Source organism: Streptosporangium sp. NPDC006013 (genome assembly GCF_040614275.1).
GTDB lineage: Bacteria > Actinomycetota > Actinomycetes > Streptosporangiales > Streptosporangiaceae > Streptosporangium.
On record NZ_JBEXUE010000085.1, the window covers coordinates 1 to 14008 of the forward strand.

Genomic DNA, 14008 nt, shown 5'->3' on the forward strand with positions numbered 1-14008 from the left:
GCGCCGCAAGGCGGTTCCTCGGGCAACGGGGGGTCCTCGGCGGGCAGGTCGTCCGGCCCCTCGGCGGTCAGGCCCGCCGCGCCGTCCTCGGGTGGCGGCGGCCGGTCGGGCGGCGGCATCTTCGGCGGCTCCTCGCGAGGCGGCTCCGGCTCGGGGTCGCGTAACGGCGGCTCCTCCCGTGGCTCCTCGGGGTCGAAGGGCTCGGGCGGTTCGAGGTCGGGCGAGAGCATCTTCGGCGGCTCGCGGAGTTCCTCCGGCGGTTCGCGGAACCGGGACGCCGGGGGCAGGTCGTCCGAGGCGCCACCGCTCTGGATAACCAGGCGAGCGGAGCGCGGTGGTGATGCCGGTGAGCCGCCACCGTTCTGGCTCCGCCCGTCCAACCCGGACAGGGACTGACGTTGACCGAGGGAGGCAACCGGCGGGGAGCCGTCTTCGCGGTGCTGGTCGCGGTGCTCGCGGTGGTCGGCGTCTACCTGACCATGTGGCCGGAGAGCGGCGGCGGGGTGGAGAACCCGACAGAGCCCGCGGGTGCCACCCGTACCGTGGCATCGGGACAGGAGCCGGTCGCGGAGCCGACACGCCCGGAGGCGACGGCCAGCAACGCGCCCTTCGACGTCTACTCCTACCTGCCGATGACCAAGCAGGAGCTGGCGGCCGCCGCCGACTACGCGCAGCGCTTCACCGCCGAGTACGGCACGTTCAGCTACGACGAGGACCCGGCGGTCTACGGCGACCGCCTCAAGGGTTACACCACGGCTGAGTTCTCCGGGGTGCTGCTGCGTACGGTCACCTCGCCGGGCACCATCGAGGCGAACAAGGCCGACGAGGTCGTCTCGGTCGGCGCGGCACGGGTGAAGGAGATCCGGCAGATCAACAGCGCCTCGGTGGTGTTCGTGGTCGTCGGCACCCAGAACGTCACGGCCAAGAGCGGGGTGAACGAGAGGACCGCGGAGTACGCCGTCACGCTCATCCAGGTCGGTGCCGAATGGCGTGTCCACGACCTCCAGCCGGCGGATTCCGGCCAGGAGGGAGACGAACAGCCTTCCGAGACCGGCGCGGCCGGATGAACGGCGGAACCTCATGAGGGAGAACAGACACCTCCGCCTCGCGCTGGTCCTCGGAGTCGCCGGACTCTGCATGATCACGCTGATCATGGCGCCGATGATGATGATCAGCGGTTTTCCCTCGTTCCCCTCCATCACCGGGCAGGCGCAACCCGACTGCGGGAAGAACGTCCAGACGGTGGGCGACGAGTCGGAGACCGCGACGTCCGACATCCCCGAGGAGTATCTGAAGCTCTATCGCGAGCACGGGCAGAAGGTCGGCGTGCAGTGGAACGTGCTCGCCGGGGTCGGCAAGCGCGAGACCGACCACGGCCGCTCCACGCTCCCCGGCGTGCGCAGCGGCGTCAACTACGCGGGCGCCGCCGGGCCGATGCAGTTTCTCATCAGCACCTGGGGCGGCAAGGCCAAGATCAAGATCCCGTCCACGTTCAACGGCTACGCCTCCGACGGCGACGGAGACGGCTGGGCCGACGTGTACAACCCGGCTGACGCCATCCTAGGCGCGGCGAAGATGCTGAAGCGGAACGGCGCGCCGGAGAACGTACGGCGTTCGTTGTTCGTCTACAACCGTGCCTGGTGGTACGTCGACCAGGTCATGGAGATCGCCAAGAAGTACGCCAAGGACGGCGAGGTCACCACCCCGCCCGAGGCGGACGACAGCTGCGACGAACCCATGCTGGAGGCGGCGCCGACCGGCACGGTGGCCGGGATCCTGCAGTACGCGCTGGCCCAGCGGGGCAAGCCCTACATCTGGGGCGGTACGGGGCCCGCCGGTTACGACTGCTCGGGGATCATCTACATGGCCTACCGGAGCGTCGGCCTGACCATCCCGCGCACCACGTTCGTCCAGTGGCCGTTCGGCGTGAAGATCCCCGCGGGGCAGGAGCAGGCGGGGGATCTCGTCTTCTTCAACGCCGGTCCCGGCACCGGCCCGAACCGTCCGGGGCACGTGGGCATGGTGGTGTCGCCGGGCAAGATGATCGAGGCGAGATGCCGGCTCTGCGGGCCGATCAAGGTCACCACCTACCGGGAACGCGCCAACATCATGGGATTCACCCGGCCGCTGCAACACCCCCAGATCCTGGAGCAACTCAAGTTGAGGGAGCAGGGCTGACAGAATCGGGGCGTCACGTTTGGAAAGGGGACGGCCTGGCCTACCCGGCAGGTGAATCGCTTCCTGTTACGGTTCCTGTGTTCGAAGCGGTCAGGGCTTGACCATCGCCCAACTCGGCCGGGGAAAGCGAGCAGCCGCTTTTCTCGGGGAGCGGAGGAGTCACGGAAAAGGTCGTTGTGGGCGCCGCCATCGTCGACGGCCAGGGCAGGCTGCTCGCCGCCCAGCGCGCCGACCCTCCCGAGCTGGCCGGCGGCTGGGAGCTGCCGGGAGGCAAGGTCGACCCCGGCGAGGACGAGCACACGGCGCTGGTCAGGGAGTGCCAGGAGGAGCTCGGCGTACTGATCGAGGTGGGCGAGCAGGTCGGCGGCGACTGGGCGCTCGCCGGCGGCTACGTCCTGCGGGTCTGGTTCGCGGTGATCGCCGAGGGCAGGCCGGAGACCAGGGAGCACCTGGATCTGCGCTGGCTGGAGGTGGACGAGCTCTACGACGTGGCGTGGCTGCCCGCGGACCTTCCAATCGTGCGGGCGGTACAAGGTCGTCTCAACGATGGGCAAGGTCGGTTCAATAAGGATTGATCGACTCCGCACCGTGACATAACTGCTACTGGACGTGGCGATGTCGCGGGTCCGTACCCGGGGAACGGAGATATGCGGTGACCGTATGGTGGCGTGGTACTCGGATCGTGTCGGCGGTCGGAGCGGGGGTGCTCATCCTCGGCGGCGCCTCGGGGGTGTACGCCGCCCAGCCGGCCGAGCCGGTCGAGTCGCCCCTCGACCTGGCCGCCGCCTCCGGTACGTGGTCGCGGTGGAGCCGCACCGGCGAGGTGATCCGCTTCCGCATCCGCCTGGGAGGGCCGGGCACCGGCGCGCGGCTGGCGGTCGTGACGACCCCCGCCGATGCCCTCAGAAGCATCGAGTGCCCGGTGGCGACCAGGCCCGCGACACCGCTCCCCAAGGGGACGGCGGTCTGCTCGGTCGGTGACCTGCCCGCCGACGGCGGGCTCGTCGACGTGCTGCTCGCCGCGCCGCAGCGTCCCCGGGACATCACGCTGACCGCGATGGCCCGGATGCGCGGACCCGGTGGCGAGACGGTGCAGCAGGGGCAGGGCACGCTCAAGAGCTCGGATGTGGTGACCCGGCAGGTGCGGGGCACCATCGGGGGCACCGCCGGGGGCACCGTCGGGGGCACCGCCGGGGGCACCGTCGGGGACACCGCCGGGGGCACCGTCGGGGGCACTGCCGGGGACACCGTCGGGGGGCCGGACGCGGTGACGCGGCAGATCCGGGACGCCGCGGGGAGCCCGGAGCCGGCCCACGCCCAGAGGGAGGTCAGGCAGACTCTGCCCGTCTCCGGTGCTCCGGAGGTCTCCGGCCCTTCCAGGATTTATCTGGGAGATGCCACCTCGGCCTGGACCGCGGATCCGCACGCGGGCGTGGAGACGCTCGGTGGCGTCGACCTGGTCCTCAACGCTCCCCAGGCAGTCGGGGAGCGGGGCTGGGTTCCGAAGATCGCCCCCGGCGCGTCGGAGGCGGAGAAGGCCGAGCAGCGCACGCTGGCGTTCCTTTTTGATGTTCTGGAAAGGCCGTCGGGCCCCGAGGTGCCGCGATCGGTCGTGGCGGGTACGGGCGGCAGTTCCACTACGGGCATGGGCGGGAGCACGGCCGTGCCCTCGACCTCGGTGGCTCCCTCGACCTCGGTGGCTCCCTCGGCCCCGGTGGCTCCCGAGGGCTCGGTTCAGCCGGGAACGCGGCTTCCCGCCGACGCCGCCGTTCCGGGCGCCGCACCGGAGACGAGTGACGGTGTGGCCGGCCATGGCCCGGCCGTCGTCGTACCGAAGCCGGTGAAAACACCTGAGGAACATCTCCTTCAGCGGCAGAACGGCAGGAACCATCCGGTCATGGGGGCTCACGCGGGACGCGGGGCGGCCGGGCGGAAGATGTCCAGGAAGCAGCGGGCGGCCTGCCGGTCCGCCGCGCGCCGCGAGGGGGCGGGCCGGCCGATGCCCGGGCCCGTGGGGCCCGGCTATCCGGCAGGCGGCCAGGCGGTGATCGGCAAGCCCGGAGCGCGCCGCCCGGTGGTGGCGCCGATGGGGCCCGGTTACCCGGGGGCCGTCCAGTGGCCGGCCGGACAACTCGTCCAGCCCGGTCAGGGCATGCCTGGCCGGCCGGCTAAGCCGGGACAGGGCATGCTCGTCCAGCCAGGCCAGGGCATGCCCGGTCAGCTCGGTCAGGGCATGCTCGTCCAGCCCGGTCAGCTCGGCGCGCAGCCGCAGGGGATGGGGCAGCCGATGCTTCCGGGCCATCCGGGGGCAGGCGGGCAGGGGAAGGCCGGCCGGCCCGGTGCGCCGCAACGGGAAGCAGGCGGGCCGGTCGGTCCCGGCTACCCAGGGACGGGCTACCCAGGGACGGGCTACCCAGGGACCGGTTTCCCTGGGACCGGTTTCCCGGGAGCGGGACAGCAGGTGCCCATGGGGCAGGTGCCGGGCGGCCAGGCACCGATGGTGCCGCAGCAGGTACCGCCGCTGCCCATGGGGCAGGTGCCGGGCATACCGTCGCAGGTGCCGCCGGCCTCCGCGGGGGTGGCGGAGCCCGGTCTCGGAACCGGGCCCCAGCTCCAGTTGCCGCCGGCGGGATCCTTCCCCGCCGCCGCTCAGGTCCCGGTACCGCAGGGTGCGCCCCTCCCGCAGGATCTCGACGGTCCGGACACCCCGGTCCAGGCGGTCGCCGAGTCAAGCCCGCTGCTGACCGGAGTACGGGGCCTACCAGCGGTGGGAGCAGCGGTGGGAGCACTCATCGGCCTCCTCTGGCTGCAGCGGAGGATCCAGCGCCGCCGTCGTTCGCGACACGTTTTGTAAAAGGCGATTTACTGTTACTTTTGCCCAACTAGTATTTCTTTGACGTGTTCATGGTTGATTGCACGGAGGGCACCGGTGACGCGAGCACGGCTCAGGGCAGCTGTCTCCGCCGTTGTGATGTCTTTGGGGATCAGCGGTGCCTTCCTGGTCGCCGTGGCACCGCTCACCGGTTCCTCCGTGGCCGGCGCGACGGTCAGGACGATGGTCGCCGACCCGTCGTACATCCCCGGATGTGACGTCGATCCGGCGGGGCCCTGTGAGGAACCCACGCCGATCGTCACGGTCACGGTCACCGAGGATCCCGGGGGCGGCACGGAGGAGACCCCGGTCCCGCAGAAGACCGTGACCACCACGGTGACCGTCCCTCCGGCGAAGCCCCCGAAGACCCCGACCCCGCCCCCGCAGGAGCCGGTCGCTCCGCCGGCTCAGGAGACCACGGCCCCGATCGCTCCGCCGGAGACCGAGACCAGCCCTTCGGCGTCCGAGGAGGCGGAGGTCCAGTTCCCGGCCAGTACCCCGTCGGACACGCTTCCCGCCGCCACGCCCACCCCCCAAGAGAGCGCCACGTTCGACGAGAACGCCTCCGGCTCCTCCGTGGCCGAGATCCGCAACGCGAACGCCGAGTTCGACGGGGCCACGCTGAGCCGCCAGCTCGGCATCCCGGCGCTGATCCTGGTGCTGCTGGTGCTGTTCGCCGTGCTGATCTTCGAGGGCAGGCTGCGCCGCCTGGCCCACGCCGCGGCCATCCGCCGGGCCGGTCCCCGGGGAATGGGTCCCCGCGTCGATTCGATGGACCCGATGGCCTATCACGGCGGTCCCGGCTACGCCGCCGGACCCGGTTTCGTTCCCGGCCCCTACCAGGGCGGCACGGCCTACGCGCCGATCATCAGCCTCGTCCCGATGCAGATGTACTCTCCGGTCTACCCGGAGGGTTACGCCCCCGGGCAGTACCCCTACGGCTACGAGCAGACGACGGCGTACCTGCCCCCGCCCGGCTACGAGCAGCAGGCCACCGGCCACGGCGACCCGTACGGCCGGCAGACCGTCCAGGGGCAGGTGCCCTACGGCCCGGAGGGCCAGGACGGCTCGGCGGCCGCGTTCCACGGCACCCAGCCCTTCGGCCAGGAACCGCAGGATGATCGGAACCTGCCGGACCGCCCCCAGGGCGATTTCCAGCCCTTCGGACCCGAGTCGCAGGGCGCTCCGGGTCAGGGTGGGCCGGACGAGCGTACCCGGCCCGGCCGGCCGGAGAACCTCGGCCCCGAGCCTCGCGAGGGGCGTTTCCCGCAGGGGCAGCCCGAGTTCCCCGGGGCGCCGTTCCCGCAGGAGCCTTCCCGAGGCGGCCCTGGCGGCCCTGGCGGCCACGGGGGTCCCGCCGGCGGGGCTCACGGCAGTGGCGGCCCGCCGGTTCACGGTGGTCACGGTGGCCCCGGCGGTGATCCGGCGACGCTGATCGGCCCCGGTGGTCCGGGGACCTACGGTGGCCCCGGTAATCGGCCGGACGCCGGCGAGCAGCCTCCCATGGGGCCGGCCTCGACGGCGGTCTACCCGCTCCCCGGTCAGGACGCCGGCAAGAAGAAGCGCGGTCTCTTCCGCCGTTCCAGCTGACCTCCGCCGGCCCGGCGGTCACCGCCGTGGCCGGCCGCGGCTCTCCCGAGTCTCTGATCGCGCCGCCGGCCTGAGACACTGCAGAAAGTCGCGGGCGTCTGAGCACCGTGGTAGGCCGCGGGCTTGAAACGCTGGGGAAACACAGCGGCGCCGCCCGGGGAGAGCCCCGTGGGCGGCGCCGCCGTGCAGATGTCAGCTCTTCGAGCCGGAACGCTTGAAGATCTTGTTGCCCAGCCAGACCAGCGGATCGTACTTCCGGTCGACGACGCGCTCCTTCATGGGAATCAGCGCGTTGTCAGTGATCTTGATGTGCTCGGGGCAGACCTCGGTGCAGCACTTGGTGATGTTGCAGTAGCCCAGGCCGTGCTCCTCCTGAGCGGAGTCCTTGCGGTCGGCCACGTCGTACGGGTGCATGTCCAGCTCGGCGATCCGCATCAGGAAGCGCGGACCGGCGAAGCCGGGCTTGTTCTCCTCGTGGTCACGGATGACGTGACAGACGTTGTTGCACATGAAGCACTCGATGCACTTGCGGAACTCCTGGGACCGCTCGACGTCGATCTGCTGCATGCGGTACTCGCCCGGCTTCACGTCGGCCGGAGGAGTGAAGGACGGGATCTCCCTGGCCTTCTGGTAGTTGTACGAGACGTCCGTGACCAGGTCCTTGATCACCGGGAACGTCCGCATGGGCGTCACGGTGATCGTCTCCTCCTCGCTGAAGGTGGACATCCGGGTCATGCACCCGAGCTTCGGCCTGCCGTTGATCTCCATGGAGCACGAGCCGCACTTGCCGGCCTTGCAGTTCCAGCGGACGGCGAGGTCGGGGGCCTGGGTCGCCTGGAGCCTGTGGATGATGTCGAGAACGACCTCGCCCTCGTTCACCTCGACGGTGAAGTCCTCAAGCTTGCCCTCGCCGCCCTCGCCCCGCCAGACGCGGAACTTCGCCTTGTAACTCATGGTTACTCCTTGGCCAGCGCGTCAAAGGCGGCCAGCTCTTCCTCGGTGATGTACTTCTTCAGCTCGTCGCGGTCGAACAGCGTGATGAGGTCGTCCCGCATCGCGGTCTGGACCTGCTCCTCGACCGTGATGCCTGAGCCGTCCGGGGTGAGGGCACAGCGCAGGATCTTGGTCCGCCACTCGGCGGACATGACCGGGAAGTCGTCACGGGTGTGGCCGCCGCGGCTCTCCTCGCGCAGCAGCGCCGCCTTCGCCACGCACTCCGAGACCAGGAGCATGTTGCGCAGGTCGAGGGCGAGGTGCCAGCCCGGGTTGTAGATCCGGCTGCCGGCCGCGCCGACGTTCTGGGCCCGCTCCTTGAGCTTCTCCACCGCCTCCAGCGCCTCGGAGACCTCCTCGGACTTGCGGATGATGCCGACCAGCTCGTTCATCGTCCGCTGCAGCTCGTGGTGGACCTCGTACGGGTTCTCGCCCGAGCGCTCCAGCGGGGCCAGCGCCTCCGCGCTCGCCTTGGCCACGGACTCCTCGGAGATCTTCGGCCGGGCGGACAGGCCGTCCACGTACGAGGCCGCTCCCATGCCCGCGCGGCGGCCGAACACCAGCAGGTCCGACAGCGAGTTGCCGCCCAGCCGGTTGGAGCCGTGCATGCCGCCGGAGACCTCACCGGCCGCGAACAGGCCGGGTACGGCCGCCGCGCCGGTGTCGGCGTCGACCTCGACGCCGCCCATGATGTAGTGGCAGGTCGGGCCGACCTGCATGGCCTCCTTGGTGATGTCGACGTCGGCCAGTTCCTTGAACTGGTGGTGCATCGACGGCAGCCGCCTGATGATCTCGGCGGCCGGGAGGCGGGTGGAGACGTCGAGGTAGACGCCGCCCTGGGGCGATCCGCGTCCCGCCTTCACCTCGGAGTTGATGGCCCGCGCGACCTCGTCGCGGGGGAGCAGCTCCGGAGGGCGGCGGTTGTTGGCCTGGTCGGTGTACCAGCGGTCGCCCTCCTCCTCGGAGGTGGCGTACTTGTCCTTGAACACCTCGGGGATGTAGTCGAACATGAAGCGCTTGCCCTCGGAGTTCCTCAGCACCCCGCCGTCGCCGCGGACGGACTCGGTGACGAGGATGCCCCGGACCGAGGGCGGCCAGACCATCCCGGTGGGATGGAACTGGATGAACTCCATGTTGATCAGGTTCGCCCCGGCCAGCAGGGCCAGCGCGTGGCCGTCGCCGGTGTACTCCCACGAGTTGGACGTGACCACGTACGACTTGCCGATGCCGCCGGTGGCCAGCACGATCGCGGGGGCGTCGAACAGGATGAGCTTGCCGTTCTCCCGCCAGTAGCCGAAGGCGCCACAGATGGCGTCGCCGTCCTTGAGCAGGCGGGTCACCGTGCATTCCTGGAAGACCTTGATGTACGCCTCGGCGTCACCGTGGAGCTTCTCGTCCTCCTGCTGGAGCGCGACCACCCGCTGCTGCAGGGTGCGGATCAGCTCCAGGCCCGTGCGGTCGCCGACGTGGGCCAGCCGCGGGTACTCGTGCCCGCCGAAGTTACGCTGGCTGATCTTGCCGTCCTTGGTGCGGTCGAACAGCGCGCCCCACGCCTCCAGCTCCCAGACCCGGTCGGGCGCCTCCTTGGCGTGCAGTTCGGCCATCCTCCAGTTGTTGAGGAACTTGCCGCCCCGCATGGTGTCGCGGAAGTGCACCATCCAGTTGTCGTCGCTGTTGACGTTGCCCATGGCCGCGGCGGCGCCGCCCTCGGCCATGACCGTGTGCGCCTTGCCGAACAGGGACTTGCAGACGATCGCCGTGCGCTTGCCCTGCTGGCGGGCCTCGATGGCCGCCCGCAGCCCCGCTCCGCCGGCGCCGATGACGACGACGTCGTATTCGTGACGCTCGATTTCCACTGGTGATCCTTATGCGAACGGGAAGGGAATGATGTTCTTGGCGACCAGTCGGACGTAGATGTCGGCGCCCATCACGCTGAACATGGAGATCAGTGCGAGCTCCTGGTGCTTGGCGTTGAGCTTGGAGACGATGCCCCAGGCCCGGTAGCGGACCGGGTGCTTGGAGAAGTGGTTCAGGCGCCCGGCCGTGATGTGCCGGCAGGAGTGGCACGACAGCGTGTACAGGTTGATGAGGATCGCGTTGACGATCAGGATCCACGTGCCCAGGCCGGTCGGCTTGGCGATCAGCGCCTTCACCGCGTCGTACGCCAGGACGAGGCCGATGACGATCGCCGCGTAGAAGAAGTAACGGTGAATGTTCTGAAGAATCAGAGGGAAGCGCGACTCACCAGTGTACTTCTTGTGCGGCTCGGCCACCCCGCACGCCGGGGGCGAGAGCCAGAACCCCCGGTAGTAGGCCTTGCGGTAGTAGTAGCAGGTGAAGCGGAACCCCGCGGGGAGGCCGAGGATCAGCAGTCCCGGGGGCAGGGCGTACCAGTCGCCGAACGGGGCGAGGCCGAACAGTCGCGCCTCCTCCGGGCAGCTCGTCGCGAGACAGGGCGACGCGAACGGCGCGTGATATGGGGACACGAAGTAGCTCGCGTCGAAGATCGCCCACGTGGCGTAGACGAGGAATGCCGTGAAGATGATGAATGTGACCAGTGGATAGCGCCACCACGGGTCGGTTCGCAGGGTGCGCTCCTTGATCTGCGCACGTTGCCTTCTGGCCGGGCTCTCGGCCGTTGTCTGGGTCATCGAGACCTCTCCACCTCCCGCGAACCCCGCTCGCCTTGGGGTCCGGGTCGTTTCAGTTGTGCCGCGCGCTGGGCCATGGTCGCGCCGGCTCACACGTGCGCGCGCATGTTGGTGGGGGATACGTTACGACGGAGCCCGGGGGTTATGTGAGCGAGGTCACTGGTAATTTCACTAGCCAGGTGTGATTCCTGTCACGTTGGCGCGCGGAGGTGTCCTGCCTGCGACGTCTCAAGAGGTGGACGATCACAGGGAGGTCTCGGGGGCGGTGAAAACGGGCACGGGAATCCCGCCCGCGGGGATCTCGCCCGGATGGACGACACCCGGCGGACCGGGAGATCCCGCCGCCGGGCGTGGCGTGCCGTCAGTAGTGCTGGCCGGAGTTGGGCAGCTTGACGACGGTCACGAAGAAGTCGTCGATCCGCCGGACCACGCTGATGAACTGGTCGAAGTCGACGGGCTTGGAAACGTAGGCGTTGGCGTGCAGGTGGTAGCTGCGCAGGATGTCCTCCTCGGACTCCGACGTGGTCAGCACCACCACCGGGATCCCGCGGAGCTTCTCGTCGGCCTTTATGTCCTGGAGCACCTCCCGGCCGTCCTTGCGGGGCAGGTTGAGGTCGAGCAGGATCAGGTCGGGCCGGGGCGCGTCGGCGTACTCGCCCTCCTTACGGAGGAAGGACATGGCCTGCTCGCCGTCGTTGACCACGTGCAGCTTGTTGCGGACCTTGTTGAGCTCGAACGCCTCCCGGGTCAGCAGGACGTCGCCCGGGTCGTCCTCGACCAGCAGGACGTCGATCCAGCGCAGGTCATTCATCGGTGATTTCTCCTGAGGGAAGGGTCCAGCGGAAGGTCGTACCGGTTCTGGTGGTGTTCTCGGGTTCGCCGTCCTCGGTGTCCAGCCAGATGCGACCGCCGTGGTACTCGACGATCTTCTTGCAGAGAGCCAACCCGATGCCGGTGCCCGCGTAGACGTCCCGCCCGTGCAGGCGCTGGAAGATCAGGAAGATGCGGTCGGTGTATTTACTGTCGATGCCGATGCCGTTGTCGGTGCAGGAGAACTCCCACATGTCCCCGTCGCGCCGCACCCCGATGTGGATCTCCGGCGGATCCTGCGAGTGGAACTTGATCGCGTTGCCGATGAGGTTCTGGAAGAGCTGGGTGAGCTGCACCCGGTTGCCGTGCACCCGGGGCAGCTCGTCGTAGGTCACCGTCGCCCCACCGTCCTCGATCGGCGCGGCGAGGTTGTTCAGCGCGGCCTTGAGCGGCACCGTGGCGTCGATGCCGGTGCGCTCGCCGCCCGTCCTGCCGACCCGGGAGAAGTCGAGCAGGTCGTTGATCAGCATCTGCATGCGCTTGGCGCCGTCGACCGCGAAGGCGATGTACTGCTTGGCGCGATCGTCGAGCTGGTCGCCGTAGCGCTGCTCCAGCATCTGGGTGAAGCTGGCCACCTTGCGCAGCGGCTCCTGCAGGTCGTGACTGGCCACGTAGGCGAACTGCTCCAGCTCGCTGTTGGAGCGCCTCAGTTCCGTCGCCTGGTCCTCCAGCTTGCGCTGCGTCTCCGAGGCCCGGTGCCACTCGGCGAGGATGCGGCGGCGCATCGCGTCGACGTGGCCGGACAGCTCGGCCAGTTCGGCGGGGTGCTCGACCCCGAGCTTGTGGTCGAAGTCCCCCTGGGCGACCGCGCGCACCTGCTCGTTCAGCTCCGCCAGCGGGCGGAGCACCGCGTGGCGCACGATGAGGGCCGCGACGATCGCGGCCGCGACCAGTGCCCCGGCCACCCCGATGAGCGCGATGTAGAGGGCCTGCCAGCCGCGGTCGAGCTGAGCGCTGCCGATCTCGTGCAGCCGGCTCAGGTGGCTCTGCAGATCCGAGAGGGACTGCCGGATCTCGGTGAACCGGGTGGCGTTGACCGTGGCGTTCTGCCGGGCGGCGTCGGTCTTCAGCGTCGGCACCGAGGCGATGACCTGCTCCGCGTAGTCGCGCCGCCAGGCGTCTCCGCCGGCCTTCAGCCGGGCCACCTCGGCGCTGACCGCCTGCCGCTCCGGCATCCGGGGGACCAGCGCGCTGAGCGCCGCCATCGCGCCGTCCTCCTCGGCGAGCGCCTTCCGGTAGTCGTTCAGGGAGCTGTCCTCGTTGGTCCTGCCGTACGCCCGCACCGAGCTCTCCTGCGCGGTCAGCGCGTTGGAGATCTCCAGGGTGCGCAGCGTCGCCGGGTCGATGACGTCCACTAGGGTCTCCCTGGCCTGGCGCGCGTCCTCGATCGACCTGATCGTGACGACGGCCGAGACCATGAAGATCAGTGCGATGCCCACCCCGGCGAACATGAACCAGCGTCCCACCGGGAGCCTCCCGAAACCCTTCGCGGGGGTGGGCGCGGGCAGGGGCTTGGGACTGGTGCCGCGATCCGAGCGCTCGGTCATCGTTTTCCGTTCCGGGAGATGAGCACGGTCGCCAGGTCGTCGCTGAGCGCGTCGCGGTTCAGTTCGATGACGCGCTCGATGAGGCGGTCGAGTTCGATCCCGCCCTGCTCCTGGACGAGGCTGAGCAGGCCCTCGGTGCCGAGCAGGTCGGGTCCGCCGCCCACGGTGGCCTCGATCAGCCCGTCGGTGTAGAGCAGCAGCGACCAGTCGTCGCCGAGCGCGACGTCGATCTCCGACCAGTGCACGTCCTGGAAGATGCCCAGTGGCGGTCCCGAGGGGGTGCCCGGCACCACGCCGATCGCGCCGTCGCGGATCAGCAGCGGCGGCGGGTGGCCGACCACGTGCATCCGCGCGTGGCTGAGCGCGGGGTCGATGGTGGCGATGCACAGGGTGGTGAAGATCTCCGCCGACTTGCGTTCCAGGCGGAGCACCGACTCCAGCGTGCCGAGCAGTTCGTTGCCGGTGTGCCCGGCCAGGACCAGGGTCCGCCAGGCGATCCTGAGCGCGACCCCCAGCGCGGCCTCGTCGGGACCGTGCCCGCACACGTCGCCGACCACCACGTGGACGGCGCCGTCGGGGCTCTGCACGGTGTCCCAGAAGTCACCGGCGAGCAGGGCGCGCCTGCGTCCTGGCAGGTAGCGGGCGTGGTGTTCCAGAACCTCCGTGGTCAGCAGCGGGACCGGGAGGAGCCCGCGTTCGAGGCGGGAGTTCTCCTTGGTGAGCAGTTCGGCCTCGACCAGCCTGCGCTGGGCCAGGTCGGCGCGCTTGCGCTCCATCGCGTAGCGGATCGCCCGCGCCAGCAGGCGACCCTCCACGTCCTGCTTGACCAGGAAGTCCTGGGCGCCCGCGGCGACCGCCTCCACACCGGCGTGGGCGTCGTTCAGGCCGGTCAGCACGAGCACGGCGGCATGCGGCGCCATCGAGAGCACCTGCTCCAGTGCCTCCAGGCCGGTCGCGTCGGGCAGGGAGAGGTCGACGAGCACGCACTGCACGTCGGAGGTCAGCCGGACCCTGCTCTCGGCCAGGCTCCGCACCCAGATGATCTTCGGTGGGTTGTCCGCCTCGCCGAGCAGCTCCTCCACGAGAAAGGCGTCGCCCGCGTCATCCTCGATAAGAAGAAGCGTGAGCGTTTCGTTGGCGGGGGCGGTCACTGACGCCTCTTCGTAAGCTCGGGAGAACCTGTCGACGCTACGTAGAATAGTGCGACACTTCAGCCACTGGGATGCCGATGCGAGGTGATTCACCGCCCGCCGGACACCGGGGGAGGCACCGAGCGGCGCGAGGTCTCGACGGTGTCCTCACCGGGA

The 14008-nt window shown here is 69.8% G+C and carries 11 protein-coding genes and 1 pseudogene; 5 read left to right on the forward strand and 7 right to left on the reverse strand.

From position 1 onward, the window contains the following. A pseudogene (locus tag ABZ260_RS15760) lies at window positions 1–380 on the reverse strand (hypothetical protein); the annotation flags it as partial. An 18-nt stretch (window positions 381–398) separates the two neighbouring features. On the opposite strand from ABZ260_RS15760, the gene ABZ260_RS15765 reads away from it, so the two are divergent. The 5 genes from ABZ260_RS15765 to ABZ260_RS15785 all read left to right on the forward strand — a co-directional run bounded on the left by ABZ260_RS15765 (window position 399) and on the right by ABZ260_RS15785 (window position 6640). Further along, a complete protein-coding gene (locus tag ABZ260_RS15765) occupies window positions 399–1067 on the forward strand; it encodes a hypothetical protein (protein ID WP_355617359.1) in 669 nt (222 codons plus the stop codon). A 13-nt stretch (window positions 1068–1080) separates the two neighbouring features. After that, the gene (locus ABZ260_RS15770) at window positions 1081–2178 is read left to right on the forward strand and encodes a bifunctional lytic transglycosylase/C40 family peptidase (RefSeq protein WP_355617362.1); all 1098 of its coding nucleotides are present in this window, start codon (window positions 1081–1083) and stop codon (window positions 2176–2178) included. A 176-nt stretch (window positions 2179–2354) separates the two neighbouring features. Continuing rightward, the gene (locus ABZ260_RS15775; RefSeq protein WP_355617365.1) at window positions 2355–2753 is read left to right on the forward strand and encodes a (deoxy)nucleoside triphosphate pyrophosphohydrolase; all 399 of its coding nucleotides are present in this window, start codon (window positions 2355–2357) and stop codon (window positions 2751–2753) included. A 107-nt stretch (window positions 2754–2860) separates the two neighbouring features. Further along, a complete protein-coding gene (locus ABZ260_RS15780; RefSeq protein WP_355617368.1) occupies window positions 2861–5032 on the forward strand; it encodes a hypothetical protein in 2172 nt (723 codons plus the stop codon). A gap of 117 nt (window positions 5033–5149) precedes the next feature. Further along, the gene (locus tag ABZ260_RS15785; protein ID WP_355617371.1) at window positions 5150–6640 is read left to right on the forward strand and encodes a hypothetical protein; all 1491 of its coding nucleotides are present in this window, start codon (window positions 5150–5152) and stop codon (window positions 6638–6640) included. A gap of 192 nt (window positions 6641–6832) precedes the next feature. Here ABZ260_RS15785 and ABZ260_RS15790 read toward each other — a convergent pair whose 3' ends face one another. From ABZ260_RS15790 to ABZ260_RS15815, 6 genes are all read right to left on the reverse strand, one after another. Next, window positions 6833–7594 carry a succinate dehydrogenase/fumarate reductase iron-sulfur subunit gene (locus ABZ260_RS15790; RefSeq protein ID WP_355617374.1) on the reverse strand — a complete coding sequence of 254 codons (762 nt, stop codon included), beginning with the start codon at window positions 7592–7594 and terminating at the stop codon, window positions 6833–6835. Between the two features lie 2 nt (window positions 7595–7596). Beyond that, window positions 7597–9489 carry a fumarate reductase/succinate dehydrogenase flavoprotein subunit gene (locus ABZ260_RS15795; RefSeq protein ID WP_355617377.1) on the reverse strand — a complete coding sequence of 631 codons (1893 nt, stop codon included), beginning with the start codon at window positions 9487–9489 and terminating at the stop codon, window positions 7597–7599. A gap of 9 nt (window positions 9490–9498) precedes the next feature. Then, window positions 9499–10284: a hypothetical protein gene (locus ABZ260_RS15800; RefSeq protein ID WP_350921678.1), complete on the reverse strand. Its 786-nt coding sequence runs from the start codon at window positions 10282–10284 to the stop codon at window positions 9499–9501. Window positions 10285–10645: 361 nt separating this feature from the next. After that, window positions 10646–11095 carry a response regulator gene (locus tag ABZ260_RS15805; protein WP_355617380.1) on the reverse strand — a complete coding sequence of 150 codons (450 nt, stop codon included), beginning with the start codon at window positions 11093–11095 and terminating at the stop codon, window positions 10646–10648. After that, window positions 11088–12701, reverse strand: coding sequence for an ATP-binding protein (locus ABZ260_RS15810; protein WP_355617383.1), 1614 nt, complete (start codon window positions 12699–12701; stop codon window positions 11088–11090). Before ABZ260_RS15810 ends, ABZ260_RS15805 begins: the two co-directional genes overlap by 8 nt. After that, the gene (locus tag ABZ260_RS15815) at window positions 12698–13852 is read right to left on the reverse strand and encodes a SpoIIE family protein phosphatase (protein ID WP_355617386.1); all 1155 of its coding nucleotides are present in this window, start codon (window positions 13850–13852) and stop codon (window positions 12698–12700) included. The genes ABZ260_RS15810 and ABZ260_RS15815 overlap by 4 nt, the downstream gene beginning before the upstream one ends. Between the last annotated feature and the right edge of the window lie 156 nt (window positions 13853–14008).

Excerpts from the sequence above, each read along its gene's own strand:
- ABZ260_RS15790 (WP_355617374.1), bottom strand. The coding sequence starts at position 7,594 with ATGAGTTACAAGGCGAAGTTCCGCGTCTGGCGGGGCGAGGGCGGCGAG.
- ABZ260_RS15770 (WP_355617362.1), top strand. The coding sequence starts at position 1,081 with ATGAGGGAGAACAGACACCTCCGCCTCGCGCTGGTCCTCGGAGTCGCC.
- ABZ260_RS15800 (WP_350921678.1), bottom strand. The coding sequence starts at position 10,284 with ATGACCCAGACAACGGCCGAGAGCCCGGCCAGAAGGCAACGTGCGCAG.
- ABZ260_RS15785 (WP_355617371.1), top strand. The coding sequence starts at position 5,150 with ATGTCTTTGGGGATCAGCGGTGCCTTCCTGGTCGCCGTGGCACCGCTC.
- ABZ260_RS15810 (WP_355617383.1), bottom strand. The coding sequence starts at position 12,701 with ATGACCGAGCGCTCGGATCGCGGCACCAGTCCCAAGCCCCTGCCCGCG.
- ABZ260_RS15805 (WP_355617380.1), bottom strand. The coding sequence starts at position 11,095 with ATGAATGACCTGCGCTGGATCGACGTCCTGCTGGTCGAGGACGACCCG.